The sequence below is a fragment of the Rheinheimera baltica DSM 14885 genome, from assembly GCF_000425345.1.
GTDB lineage: Bacteria > Pseudomonadota > Gammaproteobacteria > Enterobacterales > Alteromonadaceae > Alishewanella > Alishewanella baltica.
Window position 1 is genome coordinate 127,903 of sequence record NZ_AUDG01000003.1, and the last position, 17,268, is coordinate 145,170.

The window sequence follows — 17,268 nt, forward strand, 5'->3', positions numbered from 1 at the left end:
GTTGTAAAGTATCAAACTTTAACAGCTTTTTCCATTACGTAGTTTGATGATGAGTAGCTCAGTCGGTAGAGCAGCGGATTGAAAATCCGCGTGTCCCTGGTTCGATTCCGGGTCTGGGCACCATGTTTAAAGGCCAGTCTTATGACTGGCCTTTTTGCTTTACGGCAGCTCATGCATAAAAAGCGCAGAACTGAAATAGGCAAAACGCCACATCTTTGTTAAGCTCCGACAAAATAAAACAACAAGTAACACGGAGTTTTCGTAGATGAAACATGTGCTAAGTATCCTAACGCTCTCCTTATTGGCTGCCTGCGGCAGCGAACAAAAAACCGACAACGTCGTAGAACCCAATAGTGTAACCATGACTGAAGCCACAAAAAACGCATTAAGCTACCCACAAACTGCACAGGGCGACGTAGTAGATACCTATTTTACGCAAAGCATTGCTGACCCCTACCGTTGGCTGGAAGATGATCGCAGTAGTGAAACTGAGAGCTGGGTAAAAGCACAAAATAAAGTCACTTTTAGCTATCTTGAACAAATCCCTTATCGTGAGCAAATTAAGCAGAAACTTGCTAAATCATGGAATTATGAGAAGGTTTCAGCACCCTTCAAAGAGGGTAAGTATAGTTATTTTTACAAAAATGACGGTTTGCAAAATCAGTACGTATTGTACCGTGTATTAGAGGATGGTAGCAGTGAGGTGTTTTTAGATCCTAATACCTTTAGTACAGACGGTACTACGTCTTTAGCCGAAACCAGTTTTTCAAAAGACGGTTCAAAACTGGCTTATTCTATTTCAGAAGGCGGCAGTGACTGGCGCAAAATTATCGTGATTGACGTTGAGACCAAACAGCAGTTGGAAACAGCATTGGTCGATGTGAAATTTAGCGGTATTAACTGGTTTGGCAATGAAGGGTTCTATTACTCCAGTTATGATAAACCGGATGGCAGTGAATTATCAGCGAAAACAGATCAACATAAATTGTATTACCATAAACTGGGTACTGCACAAAAAGATGATCCGGTTATATTTGGTGGTACTGACGCAGAAAAACACCGTTATGTAGGCGCATCTGTCACGGAGGATGATCGTTACTTGCTTATTTCTGCAGCGGTTTCTACATCGGGTAATAAGCTGTTTTTAAAAGACCTAACCAAACCTGAAAGTGGCTTGGTTACTATTTTAGACCATACTGACTCAGACACTGATTTACTGGATAATGACGGTAGTAAGTTGTACTTGGTGACAAACCTTAACGCGGCAAACAAAAAAGTTGTAACGGTCGATGTTGCCCAACCGCAGCCGGAAAACTGGCAAGATCTTATCCCGCAAACTGACAATGTACTAAGCGTTTCAACCGGTGCCGGTTTTATCTTTGCTGAGTATATGGTGGATGCAATTTCTAAAATTCAACAATACGACTACAGCGGTAAACTGGTACGTGAAGTAAGTTTGCCCGGTATTGGCAGTGTTGGCGGTTTTAGCGGTAAAAAGCAAGACTCAACCCTGTACTATACATTTACCAATTACACCACGGCACAGACCATTTATGGCTTTGACCCCGCATCAGGTAGCTCGGACGTGTATCGTAAATCTGGCGCAGAGTTTGATAGCGAAAACTATGTCTCAGAACAAGTTTTTTACAGCTCTAAAGATGGTACTAAGGTACCGATGATCATCAGCTACAAAAAAGGCCTGAAACGTGATAGCTCCAACCCAACTATTTTATATGGCTATGGTGGTTTTAATGTTAGCTTGACGCCGGGATTTAGCATTCCTAATGCAGTTTGGTTAGACATGGGCGGCGTGTATGCAGTGCCAAATCTGCGCGGCGGTGGCGAATACGGCAAAGCGTGGCACAAAGCGGGCACTCAGTTACAGAAGCAAAATGTGTTTGATGACTTTATTGCCGCTGCTGAGTTTTTACAAAAAGAAGGCTACACCTCTAGCGCTAAATTGGCTATTCGCGGCGGTTCAAACGGTGGTTTGTTAGTGGGTGCCGTGATGACTCAACGGCCTGAACTGATGAAAGTTGCCTTACCTGCAGTTGGGGTAATGGATATGCTGCGCTATCATACATTTACCGCAGGGGCGGGTTGGGCTTATGACTACGGTACCAGTGAGCAAAGCCAAGAGATGTTTGACTACTTGCGTGGCTATTCACCAGTGCACAATGTCAAAGCTGGTGTCGCATACCCTGCTACGATGGTGACCACGGCAGATCACGATGACAGGGTTGTTCCTGCACACTCATTTAAGTTTGCGGCAGAGCTACAAGCGAAAGATGCGGGTGTAAACCCACAGCTAATCCGTATTGAAACCAACGCTGGACACGGTGCCGGTACACCTGTGTCTAAGCAGATAGAGCAAATGGCGGATATTTTTAGTTTTACCCTCTACAACATGGGTTATAAACAACTGCCATAAAACGTTTTTAGTTAAAAGAACCCGCCACTTTTGGCGGGTTCTTTTATTTCCCGATGCTATTAATTTACATCAATCTTGTAAAGCAAAGCGCTTCGTTTTACACTGCGTGCCCTTTTTAAAAAGTGTGCTGGTGTTATTGTTAAAACCGTATTGCTGCTTGCAGTCGGTTGCAATATAGCGTGACAAGCTAAACGCCTGGCTAACATTCAACGCAGGAGCGGGACAATGGCAAAAAAAGCAGTAATTCTGGTACTAGATAGCTTTGGCATTGGCTATGCTCCCGATGCCGACAAATTTGGCGATGTCGGCGCTAATACCTTTGCCAGTATTGCTAAAGTATTTCATGCAAAAAAAGGTCGCCAGCTAGCGTTGCCTAATTTGGCTAAACTGGGGCTGGTAAAAGCAGGCGCTGCGGCTTCTGGTGGCCAGCAAGCTGATATTGTTGATGCGACAACGGTTAATGGCGGTTATGGTTTTGCGAGGGAACTTAGCAGCGGTAAAGATACCCCTAGCGGGCACTGGGAAATGGCCGGTGTACCTGTGTTGTTTGACTGGGGCTATTTTCATGACAAAACCAACAGCTTCCCTGCCGATTTTCTCGATGAATTATGTCGCTTAACAGGCGTGCCCGGTATATTGGGCAACTGCCATGCTTCGGGCACCGACATTCTAGTTAAACTGGGTGACGAACATATCAAAACTGGAATGCCTATTTGTTATACCTCAGCTGACAGTGTGTTTCAGGTTGCGGCACATGAAGAGCACTTTGGTTTAGCGCGGTTGCTGGATTTTTGTTTGGTTGCCAGGCAGTTGCTAGACAAATATAACATTGGTCGAGTCATTGCCAGGCCATTTTTAGGTGATAACGCGGCAAACTATGCCCGCACGGGTAACCGTCGTGACTATTCTGTGCTGCCCCCTGCGGCTACAGTGTTGGATAAGCTTACGGCTGCAGGCGGCAAGGTAGTTAGTATTGGCAAAATTGCTGATATTTATGCGCATCAGGGTATCAGTGAAAGTATTAAGGCAACTGGTTTACCTGACTTAGTCGATCAAACACAGCAACAGATGGCAATCCAAGCAGACAATAGCTTAGTGTTTACTAACCTGGTCGATTTTGATCAAAACTTTGGTCACCGACGCGATCCTATTGGATATGGTGAAGCACTGGAGTATTTTGACCAGCGTTTACCAGCAATAATTGCAGCTTGTGAACCTGATACCTTATTAATACTTACCGCAGATCACGGTTGTGATCCAACCTGGCCAGGTACTGAACACACTCGGGAATATATTCCGGTGCTAGTGTATAAACCCGGCATACAAGACGTTGATTTAGGCGAACGTATGACGTTTGCTGATATAGGCCAGACTTTGGCCGACTATTTTGGGCTGGACGCTATGGCGCACGGCGATTCATTTTTAACCAACTTAAACTAAGAGACCATTATGGCCACTCCGCATATTAATGCGCCAGCAGGCGCCTTTGCTGAAACTGTTTTAATGCCAGGCGATCCGCTTAGGGCAAAACACATCGCAGAAACGTTTTTAACGGATGCAGTTTGCGTTAATACTGTACGCAACATGTTTGGTTACACGGGTACCTATAATGGTAAGCCGGTTAGCGTATTAGGTTCTGGCATGGGTATTCCATCGATGTCGCTTTATGCTACAGAGTTGGTAAAGTTTTACGGTGTGAAAAACATTATCCGTATTGGCTCCTGTGGTGGTTTGCCGCTGAGTGTAAACGTACGTGACGTGGTTATCGGTATGGGCGCCAGTACGGACTCTAACGTGAACCGCAACCGTCTGGCCGGTATGGATTTTGCTGCTATGGCCAGCTTTTCGTTATTAGAGAAAGCCGTTGCAGCGGCGCGAGCGAAAAATATTGACGTTAAAGTGGGCAATGTTTTTACCTCTGATTTGTTTTATAACCCAAGTGAAACCTTGTTCGATACGCTGGAAAAATACGGTGTATTAGCCGTTGAAATGGAAGCTGCCGGGTTATATGGTGTAGCGGCAGAGTACGGCATTAATGCCTTAGCTATTTTTACAGTGAGCGATCATATCCGCACTGGAGAAGCGTTAAGCGCAGAGTTACGTCAAACCAGTTTCAATGAAATGGTGGAAGTGGCATTAGGCTGCTTATAATTTTTCTTATCTGATTTTGCAGGATAACGCTATGTCATTATCAACCAACAAAATGTTCTATGTATCATGGGAAGCCTTTCACCGTGCTACTAAAGAGTTGGCGCATCAGTTGCTGGACAAGAAATACGACGCTATTGTGGCAGTTAGCCGCGGCGGCTTGGTGCCTGCTGCTATTTTGGCGCGCGAGTTAAACATTCGTGTGGTAGACAGTATTTGTGTTGCCAGCTACGAGCATGACAAACAGGGCAGCCTTAGTGTGTTAAAAGATGCCAGTTTACAAGATTCGACAAGTCTGCTTATTGTGGACGATCTGGTGGATACCGGCGAAACAGCAAAAGCCTTGCGTGAGCACTTCCCTAAAGCGTGTTTTGTTACCGTGTATGCCAAACCACAGGGTAAACCCTTGGTTGACCATTACGTAACCGATATTGAGCAAGACACCTGGATCCAGTTGCCATGGGATATGGAGCTAGCCTACAGCGCCCCGCTGGCGGAAAAATAACAGCATTAACGGGCCCGCTTTTGCGGGCTTTGTTTTGAAGGACGAATGATGAGTAAACATCAAATAATATTGGATCTACCAGCTTGGGTTGATGAGCTGGTCGATTGGCAGAAAGTGTATCAAAACGATGACGATAAAATGGCGCTGGCCGTTGAGCTGTCTAAACAAAATGTGCTGCGTGGCACCGGTGGGCCCTTTGGTAGCGCGATTTTTGATATAAGCAGTGGCAAACTAGTCAGTGTTGGTGTTAACCGCGTGATGCCGCTACATAACTCTACTGCCCATGGCGAAATGATGGCGATTATGTTGGCCGAGCATAATATTCAAAGTTTCAGCCTGTCCGCTGATGGCGTAAAACGCGAACTGTTTACCTCGTGTGAGCCGTGCGCTATGTGTTTAGGTGGCACTTTATGGAGTGGCGTTAAGCGTTTAGTATGCGCCGCTACAGCCGATGATGCGAGGGCAATTGGCTTTGATGAAGGGCCGGTTTACGACAGCAGCTATGAGTATTTAAAAAATGCTGGCGTTGAAGTCGTCAGACTGGTGCAGCGTGATGCCGCCAATGCGGTATTGCAACATTATGTCAGTGATGGCGGTACCATTTACAACGGTTAAGGCCGATCAGTGAAAGCTGTATCAAGGCTTCTGATACAGCTTTTTCGCCACAAACAACTCTTCTACTTTTTGCCGCGCCCAAGGCGTTTTGCGCAAGAATTTCAGGCTGCTTTTTACCGAAGGATCACTTTTAAAACAGTTGATATCAATTTGTTTGGCTAAGCCTGGCCAACCAAGATGATCAACCAGTGCGGTAACAATTTGTTCCAGCGTAACGCCATGCAGCGGGTTATTCGCTTGTGACATAAAAACTCCTTCAACGGGCAGACAAAAAAATAGCCACTCTTGGTGGCTATTCTATCAGAGCAAGCGCTTATAAACGCTCTAATACTGCAGCGGTAAAGTCTGTTGTGCCAAAGCTACCGCCTAAATCGCGAGTGGTGCGATCGCCGGTGGCAATAACGTCAGCCAGAGCTGAACGGATTTTCTCTGCTTTATCCTGCATACCTAAGTATTCCAGCATCTGGATTGACGCCAGGATAACTGAACTTGGGTTAGCCAGGTTTTTACCGGCAATATCCGGTGCGCTGCCATGAACTGCTTCAAAAATAGCACAGTCAGTACCAATATTTGCACCCGGTGCCATACCTAAACCGCCGACTAAACCAGCACATAAATCTGACAGAATATCGCCAAACAAGTTTGTAGTAACAATAACGTCAAACTGCTGTGGGTTCATTACCAGTTGCATACAGGCGTTATCAACAATCATTTCCTGTGCTTCAATATCAGGGTAGCGTGTTGCGACTTCGCGTGCAGTTTTCAAAAATAAACCTGAGGTTGATTTCAGAATATTGGCTTTATGTACAATAGTCACTTTCTTACGTTTTTCGCGCCGAGCGGTTTCAAAGGCGAATACTGCGATGCGCTCTGCGCCATCGCGCGTCACAATACTGGTGGCTTCTGCTACCATTCCATCAGCTGAAACCACCTGACCATGTCCTGAGTACATGCCTTCGGTATTTTCGCGGATGGTAATAATATCAATGTTCTCATAGCGGGCTTTAGTGCCTTTAAAGGAGATCACTGGGCGTACGTTAGAGTACAGGTTAAATTTCTTACGCAGTGTCACGTTAATTGACGTGAAGCCTTCGCCCACAGGGGTCGTTAATGGGCCTTTTAATGTGATTTTATTACGTGCAATAGCGTCTAATGTGGCTTGTGGTAATAATTCACCGGTTTTTTCCAGTGCTGTTAAGCCAGCATCAACGTATTCGTAGTCAAATTCGCAGCCAACTTTTTCAAGTACCTCAATGGCGGCTTCAACAATACTTGGGCCTATGCCATCGCCTTTAATGACAGTAATAATTTGCTTGCTCATGGGGATCCTTAGCTGTCGTATATTTTTTTGGAAAGAGGGCCTCTGGCGGGCCTGAAAACGGCGCAGAATATAGCATTTTTCGGCGGATTACGCCAGTTTGGTGCAAGTTTACGCCAGTTATCTGCGTTATACCCTATATAACGCTGGTGAATGGTGTAATAAAACTACAATGTAAGTGCAAGCGGAAAATAGCATTGGCTGTCAGTGGCCAGCTGCATTAGCCAGTTTGCCGGGCTGCCAGTATCCGATATATTTTTTTGCTTGGCGTGTTGCAAGCAACGTATTAGTGGTTGGGCGTTGAGGTTTGCAAACAGCACCAGATTGCTATGCCAGGCCAGTTGTAGCGTCAGCACGTTGATATCTCCGGCGGTGGGTATATTCTGTTGCAGGCTTTGTAGCCATAAGCGCACAGGTTCAATCCACTCGTTAAGATGGTAGTGGTCTAATAATGCCAATAAAAAAGACAACGTTGATGAATTATTGTAGCAGCTAAAGTCCAACGCTGGTCGCACGCCTTGAGTACAGCGTTGCAGTAAACCGTTGTTGTAACTATGGGGTTCAAGCCATAGCGGTGCACATAAGCATAGCGCCAACGCCCGGCTGCGAGCGCGTCCTGGCAGTAATTTATTAATGGTATGGCCCAAACAGGCGCTGAATTGGTGTAACAAAGCATGCTTAGGATGATGCAACTGCGCCATGCTAGAGTGTAATTCTGACTCGGCTAATACATAAGGTACCTGTTCGCTACCTATTAAATTTAATGCAAGGCGAATGTCATGAATCTGTTGTTGTTGCCGGTTTAGCTGGCTGGCCAAAGCCAGAAGGGAGGCTGCAAACTCACTAGACTGACTTAAATATTCTACTAATTGACCCGTGTTAGCTTGATATAACTGCCTAAACCTGGAGTTGGTGATTAAGTCGCTTCTGTCTGTGTTTACTGACAGCGGTGTTTGGCTATGGCAAAACATCGTCAGTATGTGTCGTAGCAAGCTAATCTCGTACTCACTTTTAGTCTGACTAATTCGCTGGCCGATATGCTGAAGCAGTAAAGAAGGAAGAAGATTGGGCCTGGTCAGATATTCCACTTCAGTCAGTAACAGGCTAAGTGGTTGTTGCCATGGCGCAATATTGCGCTCCGTAGGATAGCAACCAGCCAGAACACGGTGTAAAGCAGTACTATTATTTGCACCTTGTAATAGCCGTGCAGCAGCTAACGCAGGGTAGCGTTGTAGTTTCGGCCATTGTCGTACTTGCGGCATTGTTGTTGCCAGTACACTGCAAAATCCTGCTTGAAGCACGAGTTGAATACTGTCATCAGGCCAACGGTAATGCTGACAAAGTAGCAACAGCAATTCTAGTTGCAATACTGTGCTGGGTAACGGTATCGGCTGCTGCCAAAGGGTTACGCTTGCAGCAGGCAATGCCAAACGTTGTGCGCTAAGTTGATGGCTCAGGCTAATAAGTTTAACGGTGTCGTCATTTGATGCCAGCGTCGCAGAGCCTCGTTCTAATGCGCTGAGGTAGTGCTGCCAGGCAGGATCATTAATTGGCATTGGCTGCAATAGTCTGGTATTGAGACACGGCAGCATCTCCAATAGCAATTAGTTGGCGATTTTTAAACAGTAACGCTGTGCACTCATCGGCAGTGGTGATGCCATCTACGGCATTACGATGCGTGCGATAATATAAAACCTGGAAGGTAAAGCCACTTTTGAGCAGTGCCATCGTGATATCTGGACTACCCAGACGTTCCAGCACCTGCAGTTGAGAAATATTATCCTGCAGTTGATAGTGACTGATAATTTTATGATTAAATACTTGCCTGTCCACCCAGCTCATTTGCTCAACATCATCCTGATACCAGAACAACACCGCCATAGTGAGTAGTACATAAATCACCAGACCACAGCCAAACAGGGTCATTTTGCTGATACGAAATTTTGCCATAGTAGGTTGCACTCTGGACATGATTAGCATTCGTCAACCAGACCAACGCGCATATCCTGAAGATTTAAGCCAAGTTGCACGTCAGTTCTAAGCGTGAGAATTTGCATAAAAATTTTGATTTGCTCTTTGTGCTGCAGGATTTTTTCACGCAGCTTTTTATGGCAGTCTGGATGTTCCAGCGCTTCGGTAAGCGTTGCTCCTAGCGCTAACAAGTCATGAGCGCCTTTGGGGCCAATACCATGCACGCCTGGCACATTATTGGTGTTATCACCAACCAGGCTCCAGTAACGCACCAGCTGTGCTGTACCCACACCAAATTTTTCTTGTACGCTTTGTTCTGAATGAAACTGTCGGGTAAAGGCATCATAAATTTGAATGTTTGCAGCTAACAATGGTAAGAAACCTTTGTCTGTAGATATTATCGTTACCTGCTGATCATGCTGAGCAAGTTTAACGGCAATTGAAGCGATAATATCGTCAGCTTCGTATTCTTCCTGTAACAGGCTACTAAAACCCAGCTTATTCATGCTTAACCGTAATGCCCCCAGAGCATCAGATAATAAGCTTGGCATCGGTTTGCGGTTGGCTTTGTACTCTGGATACAGTTGTTTGCGCCACGCACTACCTCGGCCATCAAATACCAGCAAAGCATGGCTAGGCTTTAATTCATGGGTGAGGCGGGTTAAAGCCTGCTGCAGCATTTGTTCAGTATTTCGTACAATTTGGAGTTTAGTACTTTCTGCTACGTCATCAGCCATAGGGAGATGGGGACGCTCTTGCACGGCGTATAAGCGTCGAATTAAATTCAACGCGTCAATGAGTAACAGATGGGCCATTTAACGAACAACCTTGTAACAGGGTTCATATTTACTACCGGGCAATTTCATCCGGCCTTGCTCGACAAAGGCGTTTAATAACGTATCCATCATTTGCATCAGTTTGGGTTCACCGCTTAATTGAAATGGACCATGTTGACGGATGGCTTTAATGCCCTCATCTTTCACATTGCCTGCAACGATACCAGAAAATGCACGGCGCAAATTAGCCGCGAGTGTGGCGCTGTCCTGATCAAGGTGCAAGTCCAGTGCGGCCATATTCTGGTGATTCGGGACAAAAGGCTGTTGGAATCCGGATTCAATTTGTAGCGTCCAGTTGAAATGATAAGCATCACCAACAGATTTACGGTAATGTCTGACCTCTGCTGCACCCAGTTTTAGTTTACGTGCAACGGCTGCGGCATCGTCAATAATTATATCAATCAGCGCGAGCGCGCGTTTGCCAAGCGTTTGCTCGATAAAGCTGGCAATTTCATTAAAATAGGCCTCGCTTTGCTTGGGGCCAGTTAGAATGATGGGCAAGGTCTGTTGCTGGTTATCTTTATGCAACATGATGCCTAGTAAATACAGTAATTCTTCCGCTGTACCTGCACCCCCCGGGAAAACGATGATTCCGTGAGCAACGCGAACAAAGGCTTCCAGTCGCTTTTCAATATCGGGCAGGATGACCAGCTCGTTAACAATAGGATTCGGTGGCTCAGCTGCAATAATACCGGGCTCCGTTAGGCCAAGATACCGGCCGCTACTACGGCGTTGTTTATTGTGGCCAATAGTGGCACCTTTCATAGGGCCTTTCATCGCTCCCGGGCCACAGCCAGTACAAATGTCCATGCCTCGAAGGCCTAATTCATAGCCAACTTCTTTAGTATATTTATACTCGCCTTCATTGATTGAGTGTCCTCCCCAGCAGACGATCATATTTGGCTCATTGCTTGCGTCAATCACCCGGGCGTTGCGCAAAATATCAAATACAGTGTGCGTAATATGATCACTATTACTAAGATCTAACCAGCTTTTGTGGCTTAGTAATCGGCTGTGATAAAACAAAATATCCCTTAGTACGGCGAACAGGTGTTCATGAATACCTTTAATAATTTGGCCGTCAACAAATGCGCTTTGCGGTGGATTAAATAACTCAATTTTTATTCCACGTTCACGGCTTATTAAGTTGACTGCAAAGTCTTGATATTGCTCATAAATTTCAGCGGAGCTGTCAGTGTGGCTACCAACGTTTAGCACCGCGAGACAGCAGTTTCGAAACAGCTTGAAGGCTTCTTGTTGGGTGTTTTGTTTTAAATGATCAACTTCGAGTTGTGACAATAAATCCATAGACCCTAGTGGGTTTAGCTGCACATGCATATGTGCTCCTTAAAATAAATGAGAAGGCAGGCTACTTTAAAATGACTTTATCCCGTCCGGCTTTTTTGGCCTCATAAAGGGCTTCATCTGCCCGGTCAAAAGCACTGCGATTAGTATCTTTAATATCAAATTGCGTTCCACCAAATGAAATGGTAATAGGCACACTAACGTTTTTGAATTTAAACGGAATTTTGCCTATTTTTTCTCTTAGCGCATTTAGGGGCTCAGTTAGTTCGCTGAGTGAGGTTTCTGGAAAAAGGATAATAAATTCTTCACCACCATATCGGGCAATAAAGTCAGTTTCACGTAAACTATTCTTCAGGGTTTTGGCGATCACTTTTAGAGTTTTATCACCGGCGCTATGGCCATAACTATCATTGATATTTTTGAAATGATCAACGTCGCCTAACACAACACAAAGTGGTTTTTTGTAACGCTGCCAGCGCTTGATTTCTAGTTGATAACGTTCATCAAAGGCTGCACGGTTAGGAATTTCAGTAAGGGCATCTTGTAAACTTCGGAAGTTTTGATCTGAAATCCGTTTCTTAAAGGTGCTGGCTTCAGTTTCTAATTGGTTAAGACGACGTTCCATATCACCGAGTGTTGCCAACAAGCTTTGACGTTCCTGTTGTTCCAGCAACTCTTTTTCCCGCAAAGAGCCGGTAATAGCGGATAATTTATCTCCAACCAAGGCTTTTAGTTGTTCTAACGAGGTGGCTTTTTCGCTCGCTTCACTCAAGTGTTCAATTTGCTGCTCAATCTGTTGATTAAGCACCTGCATCTTCTGTTTTAATTCAGATGATGTCGTTAACGACGACACGACTGATTGCTGTACCGACGACAATGCATCGTTTAGCTTTAGTAGAAATTGCTCTGCTGACTGTCGTTCACTATTTATGCTATTGATAATAATACTGATGGTTTTTAAACAGGCTTCAAGCAAAGCGTCTATTGGCAACTTGTCCAACAAGCTTAAGCGGATATTATCCATCTCTACTGCACTGTCTTCGGCAAAGGCTAACTCACTGATTAAATTAGTCAATTTAACACTTATTTGCCGGCAAATATGGCCATAGCGATCGTCGTCAGTGTTTTCAGATGCCAGCAACTGCTTTGCCTGCAGCGCGTGCTGGTAAAGTGTTGTCAGGTCTGTTAAGTGGGGTAAAAATGCATGTACCGTGGCCGACGGCGCTTCTACTTTGCCTAATAATTCACGTAGTGAGCGTCTTAGCTGATCAGGTAAGCCTTTTTGTTGTTGCAGAAGTTTACCGGCTTGTGTCAGCCCTTTTTGAACGCGCTGCATTTCTAAATGCTGCTTCGTTTCGAGCTGTTTAAGGCTCTCACTAGTGCCTTCAATAAACGGCAGTAGTTTTTCTAAATCTGTGCCACGGCTCAGTTCGGTTCGCAGTTTGGCCAACCTATTGTCCAGCTCAACATCAACTCCCTTGCACACCAGCGACAATCTGGAAACAAACAACGCCAGAATTTTAAACTGTGCTTCGTAGGTATCTTCCAGTGCTTTGCGAGCCCGAAGTGCATTAGTTAGTTGTTGTTTAGTGTCATTCTGCAAAGGCATCACCTGCTTAGCAATGTTTAAATGCATGTTTAAACTAAGTATATCGACTATCGCTGTAAATGCGATCTCTGATTAGACGTAAATGCGCAAAATGTGTAAAAAAGCGGGCAATAAGGCCCGCTGAGGTAAGGAATGATTCTTTTTCTGATTTACTTCTTACACAAATAGTAAGGTAACCAAGATTGTTCTTCTGTAGAGGTAAGATATTGCATGCATTGCACTCCTGTGTTGGAACTGCTGCCCGACAGTCCATCTACCGAGCGCTGCATATTTAACCAGAAAAGCGCATTTTTTGAAAGTTAGATTGTACTATTTCAGTTTAACTTTCATTTTTATCCAGTCTGCAAGGTATAGCTAAAAAATTAAAATCAATTTTTTCAATAGCTTGAGTTTTTATTTGTCATTTAATTTTTGTAATCCAACTCGTAATGTTACAGCTTATTGACGACTTAAGCGGATAGCCGGTGGGGTATAGGGTTCACTGCTGCGGTAGGGGTTTATATCTAAGCCACCACGACGAGTGTAACGGGCATATACCGCCAGAAAGCTGGGCTGGCAATGTGCCCAGATGTCAGAAAATATACGCTCGACACATTGTTCATGGAATTCGTTATGGCTACGAAAACTAATTAGATAACGTAGTAATGCGGCATGATCTAATGCGGTACCACGGTAATGAATATAAATACTCGCCCAGTCAGGCTGAGAGGTTATTAAACAATTAGATTTGAGCAAATGCGAATGGAGTTTTTCTTCTACAATATCAGCATCTGGCTGCGTTTTGAGCAAACTGGCATCGTACTGATAGTGAGCAATCTCAATATCAAGATCGTCTATACAGTGTCCGGGTATCCAGGTTGGTTGAAACGCCATAATTTCGTTAACGTTATGCAGACTTACTTTTACAGGCTTACCAGCACAAGCCGACAAGTCACGCTGTAAATGCTGATAAACCTGGCCTAAATCAGCAAAGCGGCTTTGATTGAAGCTATTTAAATACAGCTTAAAAGATTTAGATTCTATTAAGTTAGCTGAATCATACGGGACGGTAAAAGTGGCAAGTGCAACAACCGGCTTACCTTTAGCATTTAACCAAGACAGTTCGTAACCATGCCATATATCCTGCCCAACAAAAGGCAAAGCGCCAGCGTCTAAGCCAATATCATTGCGGCCTAAACTTCGCGGCACGGCCTGCAACAGGCTGGCATCATACTTGTCGGCATAGGCGGTTATTTTACCCAGGCTTAACCCGGTTAGAATGTCTGATTGGCTGCTGCTCATGTCGGTTACTGTCATCACGGCGAGGTTAACGTTACAATGGCGTCAGTTTATCATAAATATCGACGGAAAATCGCGTGACTCTGGCAAGCAATTACACACAGTTTGTGCAACAGGCCATTCAGTGGCATCAACAACAACAGCAATTGTTAATTACCTGGGCTGATGCGGCCAGTCCATCGCCTTGTCAGCAAGGTGATATTGTTGATAACCAAGTTACTTGGCAGCCAGTGCTGCAACAACCGTTAGCTGACTTTTCCAATGTTGAACAGGCTCTGGAACTGACACTGCACGCGGATATTAAAGCGTTTTATAGTTTGTATTATGGTGCAGGTTTAGCGGCGGAGCATAAAAGAGGCAAATTGGCGTTGCTAATGGTGTGGAATAGTGATGATGTGAAACGCTTGCAGGAGAACATCATTGGTCATATTTTGATGAAGCGGCGGTTGAAGCAACGCGAAACAGTGTTTTTTGCCACTACGGAAGATGATGATATTTTACTGTCTGTGTTAAACAGTACCGGCGAAGTATTTTTGGAGTATGTCGGGCAGGAAGTGACGGAAAAATTAGCCGATGATCTGGCAACGTTTATTCAGGACATTACCCCATGCAACTATGATGGGCTCTGACAATCCCAGGCAATGTTACTAACCAAGCGACAGTTATCGCATTTAAAGTCAAAAAGATCATGTAGCGGTTGTGGTAGCCGCCAGTTGTTGCCGCATCCCGGGCACGTTTTGCCTGGCTCATGCGCACAGTTAGTGCTACTGCCGCTGTAGAGTGCATAGTAAACCCTGGTGTTATTGTCTCTTTCTAATTGCGACGCCAGTTTCCGGCCCTGCCGGTTAAGTTGGCTATGTAGTAGCTGCAGACTGCGCTCGGCTCCTTTTCGTAACACCCGTGTTTCTTGCATTTGGATCTCGTCCAATGCTTGAAATTGCAGTTGCCAACGGATGAGCGCTTCATGATCCAGACCATGAGGAATAAGCTTATACAAGGGGATCGGCGCGAAATGTTCAGCACAACGAACGGCTGAGCAAGTATCGTTAAAGCGGCTATACAGAATGTAATTGTCCGCGTGTTCACAAGGGTCGGTATGCTGAGACATAACATCCATACCCAGCAGCTGTAATTGCGGATAGGCTAAACCGGCTGTTGCCAGCTGCTGTAACGCGTATAATCCTGGTGTGCTGTGGTGTTTATGCAGTAACGCTTGCTCTTCAGGTATTACGATACGACTACTAAAAACATCTTGCTGCCAGGCCGTTGGGAATTCGCGACCTAGCACCTGGCCGCTAAAAATTAGTTTTTCAATATAGCCGCGGATTGCTATTTCAGCGCGGGTGAAATCAGTATCAGCAATTACCTTAAATTGAAGCTCGGCTAGATACATGTTCAGTTATCCAGCTTACTAAGTAATTTATCCAGTTTTGCTTCAATGCGTGCCAGAGTCGCCGCCAGATCATCAGTGACTTCTTCAGTAACGGGAGTTGGGGGTGTAACACGGTTAATCTCTGACGCAAAAACAGGGTTACTGCGCCAGTGTTGGTAAGCAGCAAACAGTTGTTGCGGGGCTAACTGCCCCGCTAAACGAGCTCTAAATAGTGCCAGGCTAGGTGTTTTACCTTCTTGCTGTAACTGAGCCGCGACTTGTTGCATCAGTTGTATAGTATCTGACATCACTTATGCCTGTTTGACTAACAATTGGTGAAATTTACCATTGTTTGTTCTTTAAGGATAGTAAGTTTATTTTAAGTTGCTGTTTTTAAACATTTAAATTTCTGGCATAGGCTTTGCAAATTTCATTGTAGGCCTTGAAGCCAAATGTAATGTATAAACAACACAGGAAAATCATTATGTTAGGAAAAATTTTTGTTGCAGCCGCATTGGCAGTAACCTTATCTGGATGTGTCGTAGCGGTTGGCGGAGATCATGATTTTGACGATGACAGTAGTTGGAAAAAAACACAGCGCTATAACCAGGAGCAAGTGAATAAGTTAGTATTGGAAATGTCAGCCGAAGATATCCGTACATTAATGGGTAAACCAGATTTCAGTGAGTCATTTAATAAAGACGGTGAGACAGTACAAGTGTTGTTTTATCGTACACATCACGATAAAAGCGATGGTAAAACCACGAAAGAAGAATGCACACCGCTTATTTTCAAGCAAAATAAACTGGTTGGCTGGGGCGATAAAGCTTATCAATATCTGTAAACGCTGTTTTGACTATCCTGCTGCTTAGTGCAGCAGGATATTAAGCTCATCAATAACCTCACTCCAGTCAGCATCTTGTTTGAGTGACTCACGTATAAAAACCGCCTGTGCTGTCGACCAAAACGGTGCGTCTTGAATTGACAGGTTGGACGCCAGTTTATGCTGTCTAATAAATGTATGTATGGCTTGATCCGAACTCTCTAAGCCCAACTGAGTAAACAATGTTTGCAATGTGTGTGCTGAGGTGTCCATAACAATTCCTTGGTGGAGAGATGTACGTTAAGCATAGTCAGTTTTGCAAAATCTTGCGTTGAAGTGCTGCTTGGCAATTATTAACCGTACTGCTATGGTGGTTAAAAAGAAAACAATAACGCAGGGGAAAATATGATAACTGAGCAAAGCACCGTTGAATTGGAGCGGCTTAAAGCCGTGTTGCTAAGTGCTGATGAGTTAAAACTGGCAGCATCAATTTTGTATCAGTCTTATCATGATGATCCGCTGTTTATGGAAATTTTTCGCGCTGAAAAGCCCGATTATGAGCAACGGTTGCGTGCAGCCATTCGGGAAGAACTTAATACATTTTGGCAAGCCCAGCAGCCCATGGTGGGTTTGTTTCTCGGCGAACAACTTTATGGTGTAGCCTGTGTTATCGAGCCAGACTCCGGTATAGGCGCCGGTCGTCTGTGGCACTGGCGGTTAAAGATGCTGCTAACTGCTGGTTATGTATCAACAAAGCAGTTATTAGATAAAGAGCAAAAAATTCATGCCGCTATGCCAGCTGAGCGGTATCACATGTTAGCGTTTATTGCCGTATTACCTAAACAGCAACATTTGGGGTTGGGGCACTATCTGATTCACGCTGTTGACTCTATCGTTGACAAAGACCAAAGTTCTGCGGGTATTGGGGTGTTTGTCACATTAGACAAATATCGGGCATTTTTTGCCGATGATAAGTATCAGGTCGTGAGTGAGTTAGCGTTTAATACCGTTAAAGGCAGCTTAATGTTTCGGCCTAGACAACAACTTTCAAAGTAAG

19 protein-coding genes and 1 tRNA gene are annotated in these 17,268 nt (G+C 44.7%); 9 read left to right on the forward strand and 11 right to left on the reverse strand.

Annotated features, from left to right (window positions below; all coding sequences use genetic code 11):
* The first annotated feature begins 53 nt into the window (after positions 1 to 53).
* From H595_RS0102690 to H595_RS0102720, 6 genes are all read left to right on the forward strand, one after another.
* Positions 54 to 123, forward strand: a tRNA-Phe gene (locus H595_RS0102690).
* A 142-nt stretch (positions 124 to 265) separates the two neighbouring features.
* Entirely contained in the window at positions 266 to 2,431 is a 2,166-nt protein-coding gene (locus H595_RS0102695; protein ID WP_027669802.1) for a prolyl oligopeptidase family serine peptidase, read from the forward strand.
* Positions 2,432 to 2,656: 225 nt separating this feature from the next.
* Positions 2,657 to 3,871, forward strand: a complete 1,215-nt coding sequence (locus H595_RS0102705; protein ID WP_027669803.1) for a phosphopentomutase — start codon at positions 2,657 to 2,659, stop codon at positions 3,869 to 3,871.
* A 9-nt stretch (positions 3,872 to 3,880) separates the two neighbouring features.
* A complete protein-coding gene (gene deoD, locus H595_RS0102710) occupies positions 3,881 to 4,582 on the forward strand; it encodes a purine-nucleoside phosphorylase (protein WP_027669804.1) in 702 nt (233 codons plus the stop codon).
* 31 nt (positions 4,583 to 4,613) lie between these two features.
* Positions 4,614 to 5,084, forward strand: a complete 471-nt coding sequence (gene gpt, locus H595_RS0102715; RefSeq protein ID WP_027669805.1) for a xanthine phosphoribosyltransferase — start codon at positions 4,614 to 4,616, stop codon at positions 5,082 to 5,084.
* 48 nt (positions 5,085 to 5,132) lie between these two features.
* Entirely contained in the window at positions 5,133 to 5,699 is a 567-nt protein-coding gene (locus H595_RS0102720) for a nucleoside deaminase (RefSeq protein WP_027669806.1), read from the forward strand.
* A gap of 21 nt (positions 5,700 to 5,720) precedes the next feature.
* On the opposite strand, the gene H595_RS0102725 is transcribed toward H595_RS0102720, so the two are convergent.
* The 8 genes from H595_RS0102725 to queF form a co-directional block, all read right to left on the reverse strand.
* The gene (locus tag H595_RS0102725) at positions 5,721 to 5,945 is read right to left on the reverse strand and encodes a VF530 family protein (RefSeq protein ID WP_027669807.1); all 225 of its coding nucleotides are present in this window, start codon (positions 5,943 to 5,945) and stop codon (positions 5,721 to 5,723) included.
* 67 nt (positions 5,946 to 6,012) lie between these two features.
* Complete coding sequence (locus tag H595_RS0102730) at positions 6,013 to 7,020, reverse strand: isocitrate dehydrogenase (protein ID WP_027669808.1); 1,008 nt, start codon at positions 7,018 to 7,020, stop codon at positions 6,013 to 6,015.
* A gap of 164 nt (positions 7,021 to 7,184) precedes the next feature.
* Complete coding sequence (locus H595_RS0102735) at positions 7,185 to 8,573, reverse strand: hypothetical protein (RefSeq protein ID WP_027669809.1); 1,389 nt, start codon at positions 8,571 to 8,573, stop codon at positions 7,185 to 7,187.
* The gene (locus H595_RS0102740; protein ID WP_027669810.1) at positions 8,563 to 8,967 is read right to left on the reverse strand and encodes a DUF3192 domain-containing protein; all 405 of its coding nucleotides are present in this window, start codon (positions 8,965 to 8,967) and stop codon (positions 8,563 to 8,565) included. The genes H595_RS0102735 and H595_RS0102740 overlap by 11 nt, the downstream gene beginning before the upstream one ends.
* Before the next feature lie 23 nt (positions 8,968 to 8,990).
* Positions 8,991 to 9,803, reverse strand: a complete 813-nt coding sequence (gene xni / locus H595_RS0102745) for a flap endonuclease Xni (protein WP_027669811.1) — start codon at positions 9,801 to 9,803, stop codon at positions 8,991 to 8,993.
* Positions 9,804 to 11,162 carry a nucleotide 5'-monophosphate nucleosidase PpnN gene (ppnN, locus tag H595_RS0102750; protein ID WP_027669812.1) on the reverse strand — a complete coding sequence of 453 codons (1,359 nt, stop codon included), beginning with the start codon at positions 11,160 to 11,162 and terminating at the stop codon, positions 9,804 to 9,806. It abuts the gene before it with no gap.
* 31 nt (positions 11,163 to 11,193) lie between these two features.
* A complete protein-coding gene (locus H595_RS0102755; RefSeq protein ID WP_240474812.1) occupies positions 11,194 to 12,765 on the reverse strand; it encodes a GGDEF domain-containing protein in 1,572 nt (523 codons plus the stop codon).
* A 411-nt stretch (positions 12,766 to 13,176) separates the two neighbouring features.
* The gene (queF, locus tag H595_RS0102760; RefSeq protein ID WP_027669814.1) at positions 13,177 to 14,019 is read right to left on the reverse strand and encodes an NADPH-dependent 7-cyano-7-deazaguanine reductase QueF; all 843 of its coding nucleotides are present in this window, start codon (positions 14,017 to 14,019) and stop codon (positions 13,177 to 13,179) included.
* 74 nt (positions 14,020 to 14,093) lie between these two features.
* Here queF and syd point away from each other — a divergent pair, with 74 nt between their 5' ends.
* Entirely contained in the window at positions 14,094 to 14,645 is a 552-nt protein-coding gene (gene syd / locus H595_RS0102765; protein WP_027669815.1) for a SecY-interacting protein, read from the forward strand.
* Here the strand turns inward: syd and H595_RS0102770 are convergent.
* Together H595_RS0102770 and H595_RS0102775 are read right to left on the reverse strand one after the other, a co-directional pair.
* Positions 14,630 to 15,409 (reverse strand): DUF2310 family Zn-ribbon-containing protein, encoded by a 780-nt coding sequence (locus H595_RS0102770; protein ID WP_027669816.1) that lies wholly within the window; start codon positions 15,407 to 15,409, stop codon positions 14,630 to 14,632. The two genes, syd and H595_RS0102770, sit on opposite strands and share 16 nt — an antisense overlap.
* Before the next feature lie 2 nt (positions 15,410 to 15,411).
* A complete protein-coding gene (locus H595_RS0102775; protein ID WP_027669817.1) occupies positions 15,412 to 15,696 on the reverse strand; it encodes a hypothetical protein in 285 nt (94 codons plus the stop codon).
* 176 nt (positions 15,697 to 15,872) lie between these two features.
* Between H595_RS0102775 and H595_RS0102780 the strand changes: the two genes are divergently transcribed.
* On the forward strand, positions 15,873 to 16,232 hold the full coding sequence (locus H595_RS0102780; RefSeq protein ID WP_027669818.1) for a DUF3192 domain-containing protein: 360 nt from the start codon (positions 15,873 to 15,875) through the stop codon (positions 16,230 to 16,232).
* A 24-nt stretch (positions 16,233 to 16,256) separates the two neighbouring features.
* Here the strand turns inward: H595_RS0102780 and H595_RS0102785 are convergent, their stop codons facing one another.
* Entirely contained in the window at positions 16,257 to 16,484 is a 228-nt protein-coding gene (locus H595_RS0102785; protein ID WP_027669819.1) for a DUF2789 domain-containing protein, read from the reverse strand.
* A 132-nt stretch (positions 16,485 to 16,616) separates the two neighbouring features.
* Between H595_RS0102785 and H595_RS0102790 the strand changes: the two genes are divergently transcribed.
* Positions 16,617 to 17,267 carry a hypothetical protein gene (locus H595_RS0102790; RefSeq protein WP_027669820.1) on the forward strand — a complete coding sequence of 217 codons (651 nt, stop codon included), beginning with the start codon at positions 16,617 to 16,619 and terminating at the stop codon, positions 17,265 to 17,267.
* The last annotated feature ends 1 nt before the right edge of the window (position 17,268 follow it).

Excerpts from the sequence above, each read along its gene's own strand:
- H595_RS0102695 (WP_027669802.1), top strand. The coding sequence starts at position 266 with ATGAAACATGTGCTAAGTATCCTAACGCTCTCCTTATTGGCTGCCTGC.
- H595_RS0102705 (WP_027669803.1), top strand. The coding sequence starts at position 2,657 with ATGGCAAAAAAAGCAGTAATTCTGGTACTAGATAGCTTTGGCATTGGC.
- deoD (WP_027669804.1), top strand. The coding sequence starts at position 3,881 with ATGGCCACTCCGCATATTAATGCGCCAGCAGGCGCCTTTGCTGAAACT.
- gpt (WP_027669805.1), top strand. The coding sequence starts at position 4,614 with ATGTCATTATCAACCAACAAAATGTTCTATGTATCATGGGAAGCCTTT.
- H595_RS0102720 (WP_027669806.1), top strand. The coding sequence starts at position 5,133 with ATGAGTAAACATCAAATAATATTGGATCTACCAGCTTGGGTTGATGAG.
- H595_RS0102725 (WP_027669807.1), bottom strand. The coding sequence starts at position 5,945 with ATGTCACAAGCGAATAACCCGCTGCATGGCGTTACGCTGGAACAAATT.
- H595_RS0102730 (WP_027669808.1), bottom strand. The coding sequence starts at position 7,020 with ATGAGCAAGCAAATTATTACTGTCATTAAAGGCGATGGCATAGGCCCA.
- H595_RS0102735 (WP_027669809.1), bottom strand. The coding sequence starts at position 8,573 with ATGCCAATTAATGATCCTGCCTGGCAGCACTACCTCAGCGCATTAGAA.
- H595_RS0102740 (WP_027669810.1), bottom strand. The coding sequence starts at position 8,967 with ATGGCAAAATTTCGTATCAGCAAAATGACCCTGTTTGGCTGTGGTCTG.
- xni (WP_027669811.1), bottom strand. The coding sequence starts at position 9,803 with ATGGCCCATCTGTTACTCATTGACGCGTTGAATTTAATTCGACGCTTA.
- ppnN (WP_027669812.1), bottom strand. The coding sequence starts at position 11,162 with ATGCATGTGCAGCTAAACCCACTAGGGTCTATGGATTTATTGTCACAA.
- H595_RS0102755 (WP_240474812.1), bottom strand. The coding sequence starts at position 12,765 with ATGCATTTAAACATTGCTAAGCAGGTGATGCCTTTGCAGAATGACACT.
- queF (WP_027669814.1), bottom strand. The coding sequence starts at position 14,019 with ATGAGCAGCAGCCAATCAGACATTCTAACCGGGTTAAGCCTGGGTAAA.
- H595_RS0102770 (WP_027669816.1), bottom strand. The coding sequence starts at position 15,409 with ATGTATCTAGCCGAGCTTCAATTTAAGGTAATTGCTGATACTGATTTC.
- H595_RS0102775 (WP_027669817.1), bottom strand. The coding sequence starts at position 15,696 with ATGTCAGATACTATACAACTGATGCAACAAGTCGCGGCTCAGTTACAG.
- H595_RS0102780 (WP_027669818.1), top strand. The coding sequence starts at position 15,873 with ATGTTAGGAAAAATTTTTGTTGCAGCCGCATTGGCAGTAACCTTATCT.
- H595_RS0102785 (WP_027669819.1), bottom strand. The coding sequence starts at position 16,484 with ATGGACACCTCAGCACACACATTGCAAACATTGTTTACTCAGTTGGGC.
- H595_RS0102790 (WP_027669820.1), top strand. The coding sequence starts at position 16,617 with ATGATAACTGAGCAAAGCACCGTTGAATTGGAGCGGCTTAAAGCCGTG.